Consider the following 17,520-nt stretch of genomic DNA (forward strand, 5'->3'; position numbering starts at 1 on the left):
CATGACAGCGTTGTTCGGCCCGACGGATGCGATCGAACGCGCGCATGCGCTGCGCGAGGCGGGAGCCAGTGGCGTATTCACGTTCGAAGGACCGCACGACGTGTTCGCCCCGCTGGCGGTCGCGTCCACCGTCGGTGGCCTCGATCTCATGACGAACGTGGCAATCGCGTTCCCGCGCAACCCTGTTCAGCTCGCGCATGAGGCCAACGACTTGCAGCTGCTGGCGCAGGGGCGCTTCACGCTCGGCCTTGGCACGCAGGTGCGCGCCCAGATCGAGAAGCGCTACGGCACGGACTTCGACAAGCCGGTCGCGCGGATGAAGGAGATGGTCGGCGCGCTGCGCGCGATCTTCGCCGCGTGGAACAACGGCGAACGTCTCGATTTCCGCGGCGAGTACTACCGGCACACCCTGATGACACCGACCTTCAACCCGGGACCGAATCCGTTCGGTCCGCCCCCGATCTACCTCGGCGCGCTGGGTCCGTTGCTGACGCGGGCGACCGCCGAGGTCGCTGATGGCCTGCTGGTCATGCCGTTCGGGTCGAGGCGCTTCCTCGACGAGGTGACCATGCCCAATGTCCGGAAGGGACTGGCGGCTGCGGGGCGCGACGCGGCAGACCTCGCGATCGTCCCCGAGATCATCGTGTCGGTAGGCGAAGACCACACGGCCGCTCGCCGCCTGCTGGGGTTCTACGGATCGACGCCCGCGTACCGACCCGTCCTGGACGTGCACGGGTGGGGTGACCTGCAGCCGGAGTTGAACACGCTGTCCAAGCAGGGTCGCTGGGAGGAGATGGGCAAGCTCATCGACGACGACATCCTGCACACGATCGCGGCCTGCGGAAGTCCCGCCGAGGTCGCCGCACACATCCGCGGCCGGGTCGACGGCGTCGCGGACCAGATCTGCCTCTACCAGCCCGGACCGATCGCGGTGGAGTCATTGGCGTCGATCGTGGACGCGCTCGGGTCCTGACCCATATCGTGGTACCCAGCCGAACCAAAGGAGGTTGCGGATGGACTTCGATGAGCGCTTGCGTGAAGTGGGCCCCCACCCGGAGGGCAGGGGTCCGACGGTCGGCGGCGAGTACTTCGATGTCTTGATCATCGGCGCGGGGATCTCCGGGATCGGGGCCGCGTATCGAATCCACGAGAAGAACCCGAACCTGACCTATGCGGTGCTGGAACGCCGCGCCCGCATCGGCGGTACCTGGGACCTGAATCGCTATCCGGGTATCCGGTCCGACAGTGACATCTTCACCCTGAGCTACCCCTTCGAACCGTGGCGGCGTCCGGAGAACGTGGCCGACGGTGACGACATCCGCGAATACCTGGTCCAGACGGCCCGCAAGCACGGCATCGAGGAGCACATCCGGTTCAACACCCGAGTGCTGTCGGCCGACTGGGACTCGAGCACCGACACCTGGACCGTGCGCACCGACCATGACGGCGACGAAACGACCTACCGGTGCCGCTTCCTGTTCTTCGGCACCGGCTACTACAACTACGACGAACCGTACCGGCCGGACTTCCCTGGCCTCGAACAGTTCTCGGGCGAGGTGATCCATCCTCAGCACTGGCCCGAATCGCTCGACTACACCGGCAAGAAGCTCGTGGTGATCGGTAGCGGCGCGACGGCGGTGAGCATGATTCCCTCGCTGACGGAAAAGGCCGGCCACGTCACCATGCTGCAGCGGTCACCGACGTACATTCTGTCGACGCCTCGCATCAACCCCATCGTGCAATTTCTGCGCAAGCTGCTGCCGGGTCGACTCGGCTATTCCGCGGCCCGTCTCTACAACACCTTTTTCACGGTGGTCGTCTACGCTTTCGCGAGGACGTTCCCGCGGCTCAGCAGGTCCTACGTCCGCAGCAGCGCGAAACGTCATCTGCCGCAGGGCTATCCGGTCGACACGCATTTCAAGCCACGGTACGACCCGTGGGATCAACGACTGTGCGCCATTCTCGACAACGACTTCTACGAAACGATCGCGGACGGCCGCCTGGACGTGGTCACCGACGCGATCGACCACATCGACGCCACCGGAATCGTGCTGCGCTCGGGAAAGCGAATCGACGCCGACATCATCATCTCCGCCACCGGGATCCAGCTGCAGGCGCTCGGCGGTGTCGCGTTGAGTGTCGACGGTACAGAGGTCAAGCCACAGGACCGGTTCGTCTACAAGGAGCACATGCTCGAGGACATCCCCAACGCGGCGTGGAGCGTCGGTTACATCAACGCCTCCTGGACGTTGCGCGTCGACCTGACGGCGCGAGCGGTGGCGAAGCTGTTGGCGTACATGGACGCCCATGGCTACACACATGCGTACCCGCATCTCGGTGACAAGCCGATGCCCGAAAAGCCGGCCTGGAACATCAACGCCGGTTACGTCCAGCGTTCTGGACATGTGCTGCCAAAGTCGGGCACCCATCGCCCGTGGAACGTGCGGCACAACTATGTGCTCGACGCCATCGACCACCGTTTCGACCGTATTGAGGAGTCGATGGTGTTCGGCCGAGCGCACGACAGGGCAGTGAAGTCCGCCTAGGAGGTTCTCATGACTGACTACAGCGACGTGCTGATCATCGGTGCGGGCTTCTCCGGTATCGGTGCGGCCTACCGCATTCGTGAGCAGAACCCGACCCTGAGTTACACGATCCTGGAGAGGCGTGAGCGGCTCGGTGGTACGTGGGATCTGTTTCAGTATCCCGGTATTCGGTCAGATAGCGACATCTTCACGCTGAGCTTTCCGTGGGAGCCGTGGACGCACAAGGAGATGATCGCCGATGGCGGCGACATCTGGCAATACATGGCCGACGCGGCACGCAAGCACGGCATCGACGAGCACATCCGTTTCAACACCCATGTCATCTCCGCCGACTGGGATTCGGCCACCGACACCTGGACCGTCCAGACGGAAGAGAGCGGCGAGCCGAGGACGTACCGCGGACGGTTCCTGTTCTTCGCCAGCGGCTACTACAACTACGACGAGCCCTATACACCGCCGTTCCCCGGCATCGAGGACTTCAACGGCGAGGTGGTGCATCCGCAGCACTGGCCGGAGGGCTTCGACTATGCGGGCAAGCGGCTGGTGGTCATCGGCAGCGGCGCGACGGCCATCAGCATGATCCCCTCGCTGGCCGAGAAAGCCGCGCACGTCACGATGCTGCAGCGCACACCGTCATACCTGCTGTCGTTGCAGCGGGTGCAGCCGGTGATCAACGGTATCCGGAAAGTGCTGCCGCGCAGAATCTCCCATGCGGTCGCTCGCGTGATCTTGTCGTTGTTCGGTTCGGTGCTCTGGCTGGTCGCACGAAAGGCGCCCGAGTTCAGCAAGCGTCTGCTTCGCAGCGGCGCGGAGAAGTACCTGCCCGAGGGATACGACATCGACACCCATTTCACGCCGCCGTACAACCCGTGGGATCAGCGGATGTGCTTCATCCTCAACGGCGACTTCTACAAGGCTGTCGGCAGGGATGACGTCGATGTCGTGACCGACCACATCGACCACATCGACGCCACCGGCATCGTGTTGAAGTCAGGCCGACGCATCGATGCGGACGTGATCATCACCGCGACCGGCATTCAGTTGCAGGCCCTGGGCGGAGTCACGGTGAGCATCGACGGTGAAAAGATCGACCCCCACGATCGGTTTGCGTTCCGGCGTCACCTCCTCGAGGACGTGCCGAATGCGGCATGGTGCTTCGGATACTCGAACGCGTCGTGGACGCTCGGCGCCGACATGACGGCCCGCTCGGTGGCGAAGCTGTTGGCGTACATGGATTCCCATGGCTACACACATGCCTACCCGCATCTCGGGGATGTCGACATGGCAGAGCAGCCGGTGTTCAACCTGCAGTCAGGCTACGTGCAGCGCGGGCAGGGTGCGCTGCCGAAGTCCGGCGTTGATGGGCCGTGGGAAGTGACGCACAACTATCTGCGGGACGCCATCGGTAAGCCGTTCGAGGACATCGAGGAGTCGATGGTGTTCGGCCGTTCGACTACGGCGTCCGCACCGCAAGCCCAGTCTGAAGCAGTCGGCTAGCCGAGAGCCCGAAGGTCGACTTGAATCGGTCGGCCAGGTGCGAGGGACTCGCGAAGCCGGATTTCATCGCGGCTTCGGTCAGATTGGCGCCGCCCGCGATCGCGGTGCCCGCATGCATGAGTCGCACCCAGATCCGGTAGCGCCGCAGGCTCGTTCCCATTTCGGCGCGGAACAGGTGCAGGAACCGCGACTCTGAGAGCCCGGCTTCGGTGGCGAGTTCGTGGGACGGCACCGCCGTCGCAGGGTCCGTACGGATCCGGTGGGCTGCGGCCGCGATGCGTGCATCGATATTCCGCTGCGCTGCTGGTGCTGCCAAGTCGAGCCAGCGGCAAGCGCTTTCGTCGTCGGCCGGAGTGAACGTCAGCTCCGTCTCGGCCGTGTGGACCATGCCGATCTCGCCGGTCCACTCCGACATCCGCGTCCGGCAGGACTCGGCGCGCACGGATGTCGGCTCCAGGTAGCAGGACACCAGCCCGCGGCCGCGGCACGTCAGTTGGTGAGTCAGCCGCGGGGGGATGAGCAGACTGGCGCCTTCGCGGACGGAGCCGTCGGGCGTCGTCACCGACAACGGCCCGTCGATACCGACGGCCAAGCACCACACCGACCCCGAATGGGGTTCCAGGTTCAGGCTCGGACCGGCATACAGCGCTTGGCCCGGCCACAGCCAGACGGTGGGGCAGCAGGTTTGTGGAAGCGCCGCCGCCGTGTGTGCCGTCATGCTGAAGCTCCTACCTCAATCGCACAGGAGGCTACCGTGACGATCGCGGTCATCGCCGTAATCGGCGTGTTCTTCGCGGGTATGGGCTGCTATGCGCTCGCGGTCCCGGACGCGATCATCCGTCCGTTCGGCATCACCCTCGGGTCGGCGGCCGCGCGCTCGGAGGTCCGCGCGGTCTACGGCGGGTTCGGGCTCGCGATCGCGGGGGTGCTCGGATACGCGGTGGTTGCCGACGGCGCGGTTCGGACGGGCATCCTGATCACCGTCGGCGCGGCGTTGGCCGGCATGGCGTTCGGCCGCCTGGTGTCAGCGGTGCTCGACGAACGAACGGCGTTCTACCCGAACTGGTTCTATTTTCTGGTCGAAGCCGTCGCCGCGGCCGCCCTCTTTGCGATTTCGGTGTAGTTGGTCGCGCTCACCGCGACTGATTACACCGAAATCGCGAGTGCTAAGGGGCGACGGTGAGCCAGTCGGCGAAGCCCGACGGGTCGTGCCGCCCGAGCGCGCCATGCTCGAACAGGCCCCAGCCCTCGACGGACTTGCCGTTCTCGATGCACACCGCGCGGCCCACGTGGTCGATGACCCCGAAGCCCGCACGCCCGACGATCGCCGGATCGGTCATGTCGTAGGTGAGGCGTTCGGTGAACTTGTCGCCCTTCCACATGCCGTGCAGCCAGTCCGAATCGCCGCCGTAGCCGCCACCGACGTGGATAGGCACCGGCAGCTTGGATTCCACGTCGAAACGCACGGGGGAGCCGTCCTGCGCGGTGGCCTCGATCGTCGCGCCGGTCGGGACACGCGTGCCCGAGGTGTAGTGGATCTTGACTCTCGGCCAGCCCATCTGCTCCACCCGCCCGTCGCGCCAGATCCGCGTGACATCGTTGAGGCTGCGGAACCCGTTGGGCTCCTCCTGGATGATCAGGCAGATCGCGAAGTCGTCGAACGCCATCGGCACGTACAGCCACCACATGCCCTCGAAGGGCGGATCCGCCGGCCGTCCCGCGGGTTCGGCCTCACCGATCGGCCGGATACCCCAAGAACGATCACGGCTGCCGATCCAGACATCGGGATCGACCTTGATCTCGTCGCCGTCGATGGCGATCGACCCGGCCCAACTGCCGACCTGGGCGAACCGCTGCGCGTCCAGCGTCACGCGCGTCCCCGACCGAAGCACGTGGCGCTGTTCCTGGATCACATCGAAGAGCCCGTTCCAGGTGAGGTCGACGGCGATGCCGTCGGTCTCCTCGAGGATGATCCGCAATTTGTGCAGCGGTTCGCTGACCTCGACGCGGTAGCCCAGCACATGCTGGTTCAGCCGGTCCTGGTCGATGCCGTCACTGAGATGGACGGCAGTCTGGGTGTCACCGCGGCGGACGAGGACGAATGCGTCCTTGACGCCGAGGTTGGGGTAGTAACCGATGCCGGTGATCAGGAAGATGTCGCCGGTGCGGTCGTGAGCGTTGAAATACGAGCGGTCGTAGAAGTTCCGGTCAGACGCTCCTGGCCACGAAATGGGTTGCGGGATCTGGTGGATAGGAAATTCGTCGGTGGGGCCGAGCATCAGGCGTCATCTCCAATGAGTCGTTTGAGTACAGAGCCGTGGTAGAACAGCGATTCGATGTCCTCGGGTGCTTCCATCTCGCCGAAGCGGACCCGCCGCGCGGTGGTCCGCATGAAAACGCAGCACCAGATCACGCCGGAGTACACGTAGAACCATTTCAGGTCGCCCAGCTCGACGCCGCTGTGCTGGGAGTAGACGGCGCGCACGTCCTCTTCGCGCATGACGTCGGGCAGTCCGGGCAGGCCAGCCAGTCCGGCCAGCTCCTGAAAGACCATGTGAGCGAAGATAATCCATGCCACGTCCATCTCGCGCGGACCAAGCGTGGCCATCTCCCAGTCGAGTACGGCGGTTGGTTTGAATCCGTCGTAGAGCACATTGCCGATGCGGGAGTCGCCCCACACCAGAACGGGATCGGTGGCGGCGACGTCCTCTGGCCAGTTCGCCTCCAGCCACTCGAGGGAGCGCTCCACCAGCGATGAGGTGCCGATGTCGGGAACTGCGAACTGGTACCAGGACTTCAACCAGTTGAAGTTGCGCCGCAACGCGTTTGGCTCCGACCCGTCGTCGAGAAAGTCGAACACCTTTTCCGGCTCGGGGATGGCATGCAGCTTGGCGATCACCTCGACGGTGCTGTCCTGCAGTTCGCGCTGGTTCTCGTAGGGGGCGTCGGCAAACCAGTTACCGCCGAACGTATATGGCATCACATCGGGTGGCACGCGTCCGTCGACGTAGTCCATCAGGAAGAACTGTGTGCCCAGCACCGAGCCGGTGGCTTCCAGCCAGCGCACCGGGGGGACCGGCACATCGGTCTTCTCACCGACGATGCGGATGACGTCGAACTGATGGTCCATGCGGTAGGACGAGAACACCGGTACGTCCTGCTTGGCGGGGGCGACCCGGGCCACGAACTTCTGCTCGCGGCGTTCGCCGTCCTCGTCCCAGCGGCCAGTCAGGATGATGGTCTCCGACGACATCCCGTTGGAGTCCACCCCGCTTTCCACGGTGATCTCGGGAACGGCCCCGCCGGGCATCACAGTCGACAGCCATTGCGACATCACCTCGGGTAGCGCCGTCAGGTCGCGGCTTGAGTGTTCTAGACGGCTGATGTCTTCGACAGCCGGTTCGCTTGGCATCAGACTGTTCCTTCGGCCGGTAATTACGATACGATCCGTAGCGATATGAAATCAGACGCGTCGATCGTTGACAAGACCCCGGGCGCCGGGCGGCCCCGCGATCCACGCATTGACGCTGCCATACTTCGCGCCACCGCCGAACTACTTGTGGAAATCGGCTATTCGAATCTCACGATGGCCGCCGTCGCCGAGCGGGCGGGCACCACCAAGACGGCGCTGTACCGCCGGTGGTCGAGTAAGGCGGAGCTGGTGCACGAGGCGGCCTTCCCCGCAGCGCCCACTGCGATCGAGACGCCGCCCGGCGACATCACCGCCGACATCCGCGCGATGATCGACGCCACCCGAGAGGTGTTCACCAGCCCGCTGGTGCGCGCTGCGCTGCCCGGACTGATCTCCGACATGTCCGCCGATGCCGATCTCAACGCCCGCGTCATGGAACGCTTCACCGGTGCGTACGCCGCTGTGCGTACCCGATTGGCCGACGCCGTCGTGCGCGGCGAGGTACATGCCGACATCGATCCGGACAGGCTCGTCGAGGTGATCGGCGGTGCCACCCTGCTGCGGATGTTGTTGTGGCCCGACGAGCCCCTCGGCGCCGATTGGGTTGACCAGACCACCGCGATCGTCGTCCACGGTGTGGTCGCATAGCAGGCGTGGCTGATCTTCAACCGTTCCCTTCCGACTGGGACAGCGCGCTGGTGCTGGTGCCGCATCCCGACGATCCCGAGTACGGCGTCGCCGCCGCAGTCGCCAAGTGGACGGCGTCGGGCAAGACCGTGCGTTACGCGTTGGCGTGCCGGGGCGAAGTAGGCATAGCCGGTATGCCTGCGGAGCAGGCCGGCCCGTTGCGCGAAGGCGAACAGCGTCGCTCGGCCGCCATCGTCGGCGTCGAGCACGTCGACTTCTGGGACTTTCCCGACAGCGACATCCGCAACACGCCTGAACTGCGGGCCAAGATCGCCGAGACCATCAGCGACCTGGCGCCCGATGTGGTCGTCACGATCTACAGCGGCCCTCGATGGGCGCCCGACGCGCCGAATCAGCGCGACCACATCGAATTCTCCAATGCCGTTGCCGACGCCTACGATTCGCTGTCCGACCCGCCACGGTGGTTGTTCGAGAACGGTCCCGACGCGACCCATGCCGAGGTGATCGACGACAAGTGCTACGAGCGGGCAGTCGCCTCGCTCGCCGCGCACGAGGTCTACCTTTCGGCGCTCGACCCGAATACGCCTGTGCTCGAACAGGCGCGCCAGCAGGTGGACATGACGACCGAGCCGCGGCCGGAGTTCAATGGTCGCCGCACGGTCGAGTTCATTCTCAAGCGTCCGCGCTAGCCCTCTATCTGACCCTTGTTGCGCTCGGTCACCGCACGGAACCGATCGCCGAGACCAGCGAAATCGCGGCTCTGCGCGTTCGCGATGCTGTCTTCGGCGGCCAGCGCCGGATCGATGACGGCGGCCGCGCCCGTCGTGTAGATCTCCTTGAGCCCCAGCATCGTTGGGCCGGGAACCTCGGCGATCTGCGCCGCCAACTCCAGCGCCCGGTCGAGAAGACGGTCGTGGGGGACGACCTCGGTCACCAGTCCGATGTGCTCGGCGCGCGCCGCATCGATTACTTCGCCGGTCATCGAAAGGCGCCTGGCCATCCCGAGGCCGACGAGCTGGGGGAGGCGTGCCGTCATGCCGCCGCCGGGCAGGATGCCGACGCGGGCGTGCGTGTCGGCGAACACCGCCCGCTCCGATGCGATGAGAAAGTCGCAGCCGAGCGCCATTTCAAGACCACCGGTGAACACCGCCCCGTTGATCGCGGCGATGATCGGGGTGCGCATTCTCCCGGTGGCCTCGATGCAGCTGTGTGACCGGAATTCCGCGAAGTACTCGGTGCCGAAGCGCTGCGCCTCCTTGAGGTCGACGCCTGCGCAGAACGCCGGGTCGGCGCCGGTGAGTACGACGGCGCGCACCGAATCGTCGGCGTCGGCGTCGGTCAACGCGGTGTAGGTCGCGCGGATCAGGTCGCGACTCAGGGCATTTCGGGCTTCGGGGCGGTTGAGCGTCAGCACTCGGACCGCGCCGATGTCGGTCCGGGCGACGATTCGTGTAGGAGTCATGCTGGCAAACTCGCCTTCTCGTCTGTGCGCTGCCAGCGGCGAACCTGGTAGCGGCGTATCGCGCGAAGCTACCGCAGGAATTGATTGGCGGTGTTCGCCAGGTCCAGCAGCGGCTGTGGCAGCGCGCCGAGGGCGAACGTGACGGCCGCGGTGACCGTGACAACGGCGGTGCTGAGCACGCTGGGCACCACGACGGTCGGTGCGTCGTCGGGCGGGTCGGTGAAGAACATCAACACGATGACCCGCACGTAGAAGTACGCGGCGACGGCGCTGGCGAGCACGCCGACGATGACCAGCGGTATCGCGCCGCCCTCGCCTGCTGCCTTGAAGACCGCGAACTTGCTGACGAATCCGCTCGTCAACGGGATACCCGCGAACGCGAGCAGGAACAGCGAGAACACCACCGCCACGACGGGATATCGTCTGCCGAGCCCTGCCCAGCGCGCCATCGCGGTGTCTTCTTCACCCGCAGCATTGCGGACCAGGCTCACCACCGCGAACGCGCCGACGGTGCTGAATCCGTAGGCGAACAGATAGAACAGGGTCGACGACAACCCAGACTCGTTCTCGGCGATCACACCGGTGAGGATGAACCCGGTATGCGCCACCGCCGAATACGCCAGCATGCGCTTCACATCGGTCTGCGTGATGGCCGTGACCGTGCCCACGACCATCGTCAGGATCGCGATCGCCCACAGCACTGGCCGCCAGTCGTCGCGCAGTTCGGGCAGCGCGACGTAGAACACCCGCAGCATCGCACCGAAGGCGGCGATCTTGGTGGCGGCGGCCATGAACGCGGTGATCGGGGTCGGCGCGCCCTGATATACGTCGGGAATCCACGAGTGGAACGGCACAGCACCGACCTTGAACAGCACGCCCACCAGCAGCATCGCGGTACCGATCAGGGCCAGTGACGTCTTGCCTGACCCGGCGGATACGACCGCGGCGATCTCACGGAGATCCAGCGTCCCCGAGTAGCCGTACAGCATCGCGGCACCGAACAAGAAGAACGCAGACGAGAAGGCGCCGAGCAGAAAGTATTTGAGCGCGGCTTCCTGCGAGAGCAGACGGCGCCTGCGGGCGAGGCCGCACAGCAGGTACAGGGGCAGCGACAGCACCTCGAGCGCGATGAACATCGTCAGCAGGTCGTCGGCGGCGGGGAACAGCAGCATGCCGCCGACCGCGAACATGGTCAGCGGAAACACCTCGGTCTGGATCACCCCGGCCTTGGTGGCGAGCTGTTCGGCGACCGACCCGGGAATCGCGGACGCCTGCGGCGTGAACCCGTCCAACCCTCGAGATCCGTTGCCGCCCTCCGGTTCTGACCCGATCTGACGTTCGGCGATGAGCAGGATGCCCAGCACCCCGACGAGCAGGATCGTGGCCTGGAGGAACAACGCCGGCTTGTCGATGACGACGGCGCCCATGATCGCGGTGTGGCCGATCGTGCCGTGCAGATCGCGGGCCAGCATCACGACGGCGACCAGTGCGGCGATCAGGCCGCCGAGGCACAGTACGAGCTGAGCGGTGTACCTGCGCTGGCGCGGCAGAAACGCCTCGACAAGGACACCGAGGATGGCCACGCCGAAGACAATCAGCATCGGGGACAGCAGGTCATATTCGACGACGGGCGTTTGCAGGTTCATCGCGTCGGCCCTTCTGCGAACTGAGGAACCGGATCAGGTTGGTCGATGGTGGTCAGCGTGTGAGTGACCGCCGGGTTGATCACGTCCAACGCGGGTTTGGGATAGACGCCCAGCACGATCAGCAGCGCGATGAGCGGTGCGACGACCAGGATTTCGCGTGGGACGAGGTCGCGGAGCTTGTCGTTGCCGTCCTTGACGGGCCCGGTCATCATCCGCTGGTACATCCACAGGATGTAGACCGCGGACAGCACCAGCGCGGTCGACGCGAACACCGCGAATACCGGGTAGCGGGTGAACGTGCCGACCAGTACCAGGAATTCGCTGATGAACGGTGCCAGACCCGGCAGTGACAGGGTCGCCAGGCCTGATACCAGGAAGGTGCCGGCGAGCACCGGTGCGACCTTCTGCACCCCGCCGTACGACTCGATGAGGCGACTGCCCCTGCGCGACACCAGAAATCCCGCGATCAGGAACAGCGCCGCCGTCGACAGGCCGTGGTTGACCATGTACAGCGTCGACCCGGACTGGCCCTGGCTGGTCATCACGAAGATGCCGAGGATGATGAAGCCGAAGTGGGAGATCGACGTGTAGGCGATCAGGCGCATCACGTCGGTCTGGCCGATCGCGACGATCGCTCCGTAGACGATCCCGATCACGGCGAGCGTGATGATCATCGGCCGGAAATACGTTGCCGAGTCGGGGAACAACTGCAGGCAGTACCGCAGCATGCCGAACGTGCCGACCTTGTCCATGATCGCCATCATCAGCACGGCACTGGCGGGCGTGGCCTCGACCGCGGCGTCGGGCAGCCAGCGGTGGAAGGGCCATAGCGGAGCCTTCACCGCGAACGCGAACATGAAGCCGAGGAACAGCAGATTCATCACGGCCGGATTGACGACGAACTCGCCGCTGGACACCGCCTCGACGATCAAGCGGAAGTCGAACGTGCCCGACTCGAAGGCGTCGCTGCCCGCGGTCACGACGTACAGGCCGATCACCGCGGCCAGCATGACCAGACCGCCGAACAAGTTGTACAGCAGGAACTTCACGGCTGCTTTAGAAGCCTGGGTTCGGCTTCCTCCAGATCCCCCGAAGCCGCCGATGAGGAAGTACATCGGGATCAGCATCGCCTCGAAGAAGACGTAGAACAGCAGGATGTCCAGCGAGACGAGCGACATGATGACCATGCCCTCGACGGCTAGCGTGAGCGCGAAGTAGGCGTGGGTGGAGCGTCCGCCCCAGGCGGCCTGGTCGCTGACGTCGTTCCAGCCCGCGATCAGCAGCAGTGGCACCAGCACCGCGGTGAGGGCGACGATCGCGAGTGCGATGCCGTCCAGACCGAGGATGTAGCCGGTGCCGAATGACGGTATCCACTTATGGGATTCGACGAACTGGTATTGGTCTCCGGCGGGATCGAAGTTGACCGCGAGCAGCACCGTGATGGCCAGCACCACCACCGAGACGATCAGCGCCAGCCACTTGGAGGCCGCGCGCAGCGACGCGGGCAGCAGGATCACGATCGCGGCGCCCACCATCGGCACCACCCACAGCACCGTCAACCACGGGAATGAGGTCACCACAGTTGCACCGCCAGGATCGCGCCGACGACGAGTAAGGCGCCGGCCAACATCGACAACGCGTAGGAGCGGGCGAACCCGGTCTGCAACTGACGCAGCCCGGTGGAGGAGCGGGACACCAGCGCCGCCAATCCGGTTCCCGCGCCGTCGACTACCTCATCGTCGATTTCGACCAACCCCCTGGCGACCAGCTGACCCGGCCGCATGAACAGTTCTTCGTTGAGTGCGTCGCCGTAGAGGTCTCGGCGTGCCGCCACGGCGAGTACCGACCCGGCGGGAACCTCGACGGGAATCTCACGCTTGCCGTACATGCGGTAGGCGATCGCGATGCCGACGGCCACCACGGCCAGGATCACGGTGGTGACCACCCACACCGGGGCGACGTGGTGGATCTCGTGTGCGCCGACGACGGGTTCCAGCCAGTGCTCGAGCGTGCCGCCGATGGCGAACGCCGCGCCGGAGCCGACTGATCCGATGGCCAGCAGGATCATCGGCCACGTCATGACCTTCGGTGACTCATGCGGATGGAACTCGGCTTCTCCCGTCGCTTCGCTCGCCCCCGAAGGCGCCCAACGCTTTTCGCCGAAGAACGTCATCAGCATCACCCGGGTCATGTAGAACGCGGTGATGCCTGCGCCGAGGATCGCCGCGCCGCCCAGGAGGTAGCCCTTGACGCCGCCCGCGCCGAGCGCGGCTTCGATGATGCCGTCCTTGGAGAAGAAGCCGGCCAACGGCGGCACGCCGATGATCGCCAGGTAACCGAGCCCGAAGGTGGCGAAGGTGATCGGCAGCGCCTTGCGCAGGCCGCCGTAGCGGCGCATGTTGACCTCGTCGTTCATCCCGTGCATAACCGAGCCGGCACCGAGGAACAGGCCGGCCTTGAAGAAGCCGTGGGTGAGCAGGTGCATGATCGCGAACGCGTACCCGGCCGGTCCGAGGCCGGCCGCCAGCACCATGTAGCCGATCTGGCTCATCGTCGACGCGGCGAGCGCTTTTTTGATGTCGTCCTTGGCGCAGCCGACGATCGCGCCGAACAGCAGCGTCACCGCGCCGACGATCACGACACCGAGTTGCGCATACGGCGCGAGGTCGAAGACCGGGCCGGATCGCACGATCAGGTAGACGCCCGCGGTCACCATCGTCGCGGCGTGGATGAGCGCCGACACCGGTGTCGGGCCCTCCATCGCGTCGCCGAGCCAGGACTGCAGCGGCACCTGTGCGGACTTGCCGCACGCCGCCAGCAGCAGCAACAGGCCGATCGCGGTGAGCACGCCCTCACTGACATTCGGCGCGGCGGCGAAGACGCCCTGAAAGGAGATGGACCCGATATAGGCGAACATCACCATCAGCGCGACGGCCAGGCCGATGTCACCGACACGGTTGACGATGAAGGCCTTCTTCGCCGCGGTCGCCGCCGATGGTTTGTGTTGCCAGAACCCGATCAGCAGGTATGACGCGAGGCCCACGCCCTCCCAGCCGACGTACAGCCCTAAGTAGTTGTCGGCGAGCACCAGCAGCAGCATCGCGGACAGGAACAGGTTGAGGTAGGCGAAAAAGCGTCGCCGCTCGGGATCTTCGGCCATGTAGCCGATGGAGTAGATGTGGATCAGCGAGCCGACCCCTGTGATCAGCAGCACGAAGCACATCGACAGCTGGTCGAGGTGCAGCCCGAAGTCGACCTGCAGGCCGGCGACGGGCACCCAGCTGAACAACGATTCATGCACGGTGCGCTGTTCGGCGTCGCGACCGAGCATGTCGGTGAACAGCACCGCGCCGACCACGAAGGCGCCGAGTGAGGCCGCGGTGCCCAGCAGGTGGCCCCAGCCGTTCGTGCGCCGTCCGCCCAACAGAAGTATCGTCGCGCCCGCCAGCGGCAGGGCGATAGTGAGCCACACTGGAATCGTCATCGCACCTTAGTGTTTCAGCAGACTGGCGTCGTCGACCGAGGCCGAACGGCGGGTACGGAAGATCGTCATGATGATGGCCAACCCGATCACCACCTCACAGGCGGCGACCACCATGGTGAAGAAGGCGACCATTTGGCCGTCGAGATGCCCGTGCATGCGTGAGAACGTCACGAACGCCAGGTTGCAGGCGTTGAGCATCAGCTCCACACACATGAACATGACGATGGCGTTGCGGCGCAACAGCACACCGGAGGCGCCGATGGTGAACAACAACGCCGACAGGTACAGGTAGTTGTCCGGGTTCACTTGTCGTCACCACCGTCGCTGGTCACGGTTCGCTTCTGCAGGAGCGCGCTCACCGACAGCTCGGACGCCGAACCGTCGGGAAGACGGGCCGCCATGTCGACGGCGTTGTTACGTGCGTAGACACCGGGGTTGGGCAACGTCGTCGGGTGCCCGCCCGGCTGCAAACGCTCCTGCGCCAGTTCACGCTGGGTCTTGCGTCGTTCGAAGCGTTCGCGGTGTGCCAGCACCATCGCGCCAAGAGCGGCGGTGATCAGCAGCGCACCGGTCAGCTCGAAAGCCCACAGGTACTCGGTGAAGATGAGGGCGGCCAGACCCTGGACGTTGCCGCCGGCGTTAGCCTCCTCTAGGCCGACGAATCCGCCCACCGAGACGCTGCCGATGCCCGCGATGAGCATGATGCCGAAGCCCAGGCCGACGACGATCGCCGCAACGCGTTGTCCCCGAATCGTTTCGACCAGCGACTCGGAGGTGTCGACGCCGATGAGCATGAGCACGAACAGGAAGAGCATCATCACGGCGCCGGTGTAGACCACGATCTGCACGACGCCGAGGAACAGCGCGTCCTGCGCGATGTAGAAGACCGCGAGCACGATCATCGTGGTGGCCAGGAACATCGCCGAGTACACCGCTTTCGGTGCGGCGACCACACCGACCGCGCCGGCGACCGCGACGGTGCCCAGCACCCAGAACAGGACTGCTTCGGTGGTGGAGGTGTGGCCGGCGACGTCGGCGGCCGCTGATGCGAGAAACTCCAGTGTCACGTCACATCCTCGGTGACGGGCTTGATGTTGCCGCGGTAGTAGTCCTCGTCGGTGCTTCCCGGTTGCATCGGATGGGGCGGGGGAAGCATGCCGGACTTCAATGGGGCGAGGAGTTTGTCCTTGCCCCAGATCAAATCGGCGCGGTTGTCGTCGGCCATTTCGTATTCGTTGGTCATCGTCAGTGCCCGGGTCGGGCATGCCTCGATGCACAGCCCGCAGCCGATGCAGCGCAGGTAGTTGATCTGGTACACGCGGCCGTAACGCTCACCGGGGGAGAACCGTTCGTCCTCTTTGTTGTCCGCGCCCTCGACGAAGATGGCGTCGGCGGGGCAGGCCCACGCGCACAACTCGCAGCCGATGCATTTCTCCAGCCCGTCGGGGTAGCGGTTGAGTTGGTGCCGCCCGTGGTAGCGCTTGGCGACCGGGCCCGGCTTCTCCGGGTACTCCTCGGTGATTCGCTTCTTGAACATCGTGGAAAAGGTGACCCCGAAACCCGCGATCGCGTCGAGGAACTTAGGCATGCGTCTTCTCCTTTGAAGCCATCTCCTTGTCGGGCAGCGGTGGTACCGGGAACGTGCCCGGCTCCGCTGTCGGCTCAGGGATCTTCCGAATGTTTCTGGCGCGCACCGTTCTCCACAACGCGAACAGCACCAGCAATCCGACCACGATGGCGATAGTGATCAGGTAGGTGGTCAGTTGATCGACGCCCTCGTTGCGCAAGGTCCGGACGGACGACACGATCACGATCCAGACCAGCGAGACCGGAATGAGGACCTTCCAGCCCAGCGCCATGAACTGGTCGTATCGCATGCGGGGCAGCGTTCCTCGCAGCCAGAAGAAGATGAACATGAAGCCCCACACCTTCGCCACGAACCACAGCAGTGGCCACCAGCCGGTGTTGGCGCCGTCCCACATGTTGATCGGCCACGGGGCGTGCCATCCGCCAAAGAACAGCGTGGTCGCCAGCGCCGACACCGTGAACATGTTGACGTACTCGGCGAGCATGAACATCGCGAACTTGATCGACGAGTACTCGGTGTGGAATCCGCCGACGAGTTCGCCCTCTGCCTCGGGCAGATCGAAAGGGGCCCGGTTGGTTTCGCCGACCATCGAGACGAGGTAGATGATGAACGATGGCAGCAGCGGAAAGATGAACCAGAGGCCCGCCTGCGAGGCGACGATGCCCGACGTCGACATCGTGCCCGCGTAGATGAAGACCGCCGCGAAGGACAGGGCCATCGCGATCTCGTAGGAGATCACCTGAGCGCTGGAGCGCAACCCACCCAACAGTGGGTAGGTGGAGCCGGAGGCCCAGCCCGCCAACACGATTCCGTAGACCCCGATCGACGTGGCGGCCAGGACGAACAGCACCGCGACGGGCATATCGGTCAGTTGAAGGGCGGTCCGATGGCCGAAGATCGACACCTCACCGCCCATCGGAATCACGGAGAATGCGATGAACGCGGGGACCACCGAGATGACCGGCGCTGCCAGATAGATGAACTTGTCGACGCCGGCGGGAATCAGCCCCTCCTTGAGGGCCAGCTTGACGCCGTCGACCAGCGATTGCAGCAGGCCCCATGGGCCGACACGGTTGGGGCCGGGCCGCATCTGCATGTAGCCGAGGATCTTGCGTTCCATGAGGATCGCCACGAGCAGCGACAACATGAGGAACGCGAAGATCGCGACAGCCTTGAGGACGATCAGCCACCACGGGTCGTGCCCGAAGAGCGTGGGGTCGGGGTAGGTCATATCCGG

General features: G+C 65.1%; 16 protein-coding genes and 1 pseudogene. 6 read left to right on the forward strand and 11 right to left on the reverse strand.

Features of this window, described 5'->3' with window-relative positions; translation table 11 throughout:
* The first annotated feature begins 1 nt into the window (after nt 1).
* From M1248_RS24910 to M1248_RS24920, 3 genes are read left to right on the forward strand one after another with little or no spacing between them, the layout of a single operon-like run.
* The gene (locus tag M1248_RS24910; protein ID WP_317150079.1) at nt 2-973 is read left to right on the forward strand and encodes a TIGR03617 family F420-dependent LLM class oxidoreductase; all 972 of its coding nucleotides are present in this window, start codon (nt 2-4) and stop codon (nt 971-973) included.
* Nucleotides 974-1,013: 40 nt separating this feature from the next.
* Complete coding sequence (locus tag M1248_RS24915; RefSeq protein ID WP_317150038.1) at nt 1,014-2,546, forward strand: NAD(P)/FAD-dependent oxidoreductase; 1,533 nt, start codon at nt 1,014-1,016, stop codon at nt 2,544-2,546.
* Nucleotides 2,547-2,555: 9 nt separating this feature from the next.
* On the forward strand, nt 2,556-4,043 hold the full coding sequence (locus M1248_RS24920) for an NAD(P)/FAD-dependent oxidoreductase (protein WP_317150039.1): 1,488 nt from the start codon (nt 2,556-2,558) through the stop codon (nt 4,041-4,043).
* Here the strand turns inward: M1248_RS24920 and M1248_RS24925 are convergent.
* Complete coding sequence (locus tag M1248_RS24925; protein ID WP_317150040.1) at nt 4,000-4,761, reverse strand: helix-turn-helix domain-containing protein; 762 nt, start codon at nt 4,759-4,761, stop codon at nt 4,000-4,002. The two genes, M1248_RS24920 and M1248_RS24925, sit on opposite strands and share 44 nt — an antisense overlap.
* A gap of 36 nt (nt 4,762-4,797) precedes the next feature.
* Here M1248_RS24925 and M1248_RS24930 point away from each other — a divergent pair, with 36 nt between their 5' ends.
* Nucleotides 4,798-5,166 (forward strand): DUF4345 family protein, encoded by a 369-nt coding sequence (locus tag M1248_RS24930; RefSeq protein ID WP_317150041.1) that lies wholly within the window; start codon nt 4,798-4,800, stop codon nt 5,164-5,166.
* Nucleotides 5,167-5,209: 43 nt separating this feature from the next.
* Here the strand turns inward: M1248_RS24930 and M1248_RS24935 are convergent, their stop codons facing one another.
* Together M1248_RS24935 and M1248_RS24940 are read right to left on the reverse strand one after the other, a co-directional pair.
* Entirely contained in the window at nt 5,210-6,322 is a 1,113-nt protein-coding gene (locus M1248_RS24935) for a hypothetical protein (RefSeq protein WP_317150042.1), read from the reverse strand.
* Complete coding sequence (locus M1248_RS24940) at nt 6,322-7,455, reverse strand: phosphotransferase family protein (protein ID WP_163736510.1); 1,134 nt, start codon at nt 7,453-7,455, stop codon at nt 6,322-6,324. Before M1248_RS24940 ends, M1248_RS24935 begins: the two co-directional genes overlap by 1 nt.
* Before the next feature lie 45 nt (nt 7,456-7,500).
* On the opposite strand from M1248_RS24940, the gene M1248_RS24945 reads away from it, so the two are divergent.
* The gene (locus M1248_RS24945) at nt 7,501-8,103 is read left to right on the forward strand and encodes a TetR/AcrR family transcriptional regulator (RefSeq protein ID WP_163736513.1); all 603 of its coding nucleotides are present in this window, start codon (nt 7,501-7,503) and stop codon (nt 8,101-8,103) included.
* A gap of 5 nt (nt 8,104-8,108) precedes the next feature.
* Nucleotides 8,109-8,792 carry a PIG-L deacetylase family protein gene (locus M1248_RS24950; protein ID WP_317150043.1) on the forward strand — a complete coding sequence of 228 codons (684 nt, stop codon included), beginning with the start codon at nt 8,109-8,111 and terminating at the stop codon, nt 8,790-8,792.
* On the opposite strand, the gene M1248_RS24955 is transcribed toward M1248_RS24950, so the two are convergent.
* The 8 genes and pseudogenes from M1248_RS24955 to nuoH form a co-directional block, all read right to left on the reverse strand.
* Entirely contained in the window at nt 8,789-9,565 is a 777-nt protein-coding gene (locus M1248_RS24955; protein WP_317150044.1) for an enoyl-CoA hydratase, read from the reverse strand. The two genes, M1248_RS24950 and M1248_RS24955, sit on opposite strands and share 4 nt — an antisense overlap.
* A 68-nt stretch (nt 9,566-9,633) precedes the next feature.
* The gene (gene nuoN, locus M1248_RS24960) at nt 9,634-11,211 is read right to left on the reverse strand and encodes an NADH-quinone oxidoreductase subunit NuoN (RefSeq protein WP_163736530.1); all 1,578 of its coding nucleotides are present in this window, start codon (nt 11,209-11,211) and stop codon (nt 9,634-9,636) included.
* Nucleotides 11,208-12,791 (reverse strand): NADH-quinone oxidoreductase subunit M, encoded by a 1,584-nt coding sequence (locus M1248_RS24965; protein WP_163736534.1) that lies wholly within the window; start codon nt 12,789-12,791, stop codon nt 11,208-11,210. Before M1248_RS24965 ends, nuoN begins: the two co-directional genes overlap by 4 nt.
* Entirely contained in the window at nt 12,785-14,695 is a 1,911-nt protein-coding gene (nuoL, locus tag M1248_RS24970) for an NADH-quinone oxidoreductase subunit L (protein ID WP_317150045.1), read from the reverse strand. Before nuoL ends, M1248_RS24965 begins: the two co-directional genes overlap by 7 nt.
* A 6-nt stretch (nt 14,696-14,701) precedes the next feature.
* Nucleotides 14,702-15,001, reverse strand: a complete 300-nt coding sequence (nuoK, locus tag M1248_RS24975; RefSeq protein WP_083128479.1) for an NADH-quinone oxidoreductase subunit NuoK — start codon at nt 14,999-15,001, stop codon at nt 14,702-14,704.
* Nucleotides 14,998-15,762 carry an NADH-quinone oxidoreductase subunit J gene (locus tag M1248_RS24980; protein ID WP_317150046.1) on the reverse strand — a complete coding sequence of 255 codons (765 nt, stop codon included), beginning with the start codon at nt 15,760-15,762 and terminating at the stop codon, nt 14,998-15,000. Before M1248_RS24980 ends, nuoK begins: the two co-directional genes overlap by 4 nt.
* A pseudogene (nuoI, locus tag M1248_RS24985) lies at nt 15,759-16,295 on the reverse strand (NADH-quinone oxidoreductase subunit NuoI); the annotation flags it as partial. The gene M1248_RS24980 and the pseudogene nuoI, both read right to left, overlap by 4 nt.
* The gene (gene nuoH, locus M1248_RS24990; RefSeq protein WP_317150080.1) at nt 16,276-17,514 is read right to left on the reverse strand and encodes an NADH-quinone oxidoreductase subunit NuoH; all 1,239 of its coding nucleotides are present in this window, start codon (nt 17,512-17,514) and stop codon (nt 16,276-16,278) included. The gene nuoH and the pseudogene nuoI, both read right to left, overlap by 20 nt.
* Nucleotides 17,515-17,520: the final 6 nt, after the last annotated feature.

Source organism: Mycobacterium sp. 29Ha (assembly GCF_032883055.1).
GTDB lineage: Bacteria > Actinomycetota > Actinomycetes > Mycobacteriales > Mycobacteriaceae > Mycobacterium > Mycobacterium gallinarum.

What these genes read in the sequence shown, in the direction of transcription:
- nuoL (WP_317150045.1), bottom strand. Translation starts at nt 14,695, where the DNA reads ATGACGATTCCAGTGTGGCTCACTATCGCCCTGCCGCTGGCGGGCGCG.
- M1248_RS24920 (WP_317150039.1), top strand. Translation starts at nt 2,556, where the DNA reads ATGACTGACTACAGCGACGTGCTGATCATCGGTGCGGGCTTCTCCGGT.
- M1248_RS24935 (WP_317150042.1), bottom strand. Translation starts at nt 6,322, where the DNA reads ATGCTCGGCCCCACCGACGAATTTCCTATCCACCAGATCCCGCAACCC.
- M1248_RS24955 (WP_317150044.1), bottom strand. Translation starts at nt 9,565, where the DNA reads ATGACTCCTACACGAATCGTCGCCCGGACCGACATCGGCGCGGTCCGA.
- M1248_RS24945 (WP_163736513.1), top strand. Translation starts at nt 7,501, where the DNA reads ATGAAATCAGACGCGTCGATCGTTGACAAGACCCCGGGCGCCGGGCGG.
- M1248_RS24915 (WP_317150038.1), top strand. Translation starts at nt 1,014, where the DNA reads ATGGACTTCGATGAGCGCTTGCGTGAAGTGGGCCCCCACCCGGAGGGC.
- M1248_RS24940 (WP_163736510.1), bottom strand. Translation starts at nt 7,455, where the DNA reads ATGCCAAGCGAACCGGCTGTCGAAGACATCAGCCGTCTAGAACACTCA.
- nuoN (WP_163736530.1), bottom strand. Translation starts at nt 11,211, where the DNA reads ATGAACCTGCAAACGCCCGTCGTCGAATATGACCTGCTGTCCCCGATG.
- M1248_RS24910 (WP_317150079.1), top strand. Translation starts at nt 2, where the DNA reads ATGACAGCGTTGTTCGGCCCGACGGATGCGATCGAACGCGCGCATGCG.
- M1248_RS24925 (WP_317150040.1), bottom strand. Translation starts at nt 4,761, where the DNA reads ATGACGGCACACACGGCGGCGGCGCTTCCACAAACCTGCTGCCCCACC.
- nuoH (WP_317150080.1), bottom strand. Translation starts at nt 17,514, where the DNA reads ATGACCTACCCCGACCCCACGCTCTTCGGGCACGACCCGTGGTGGCTG.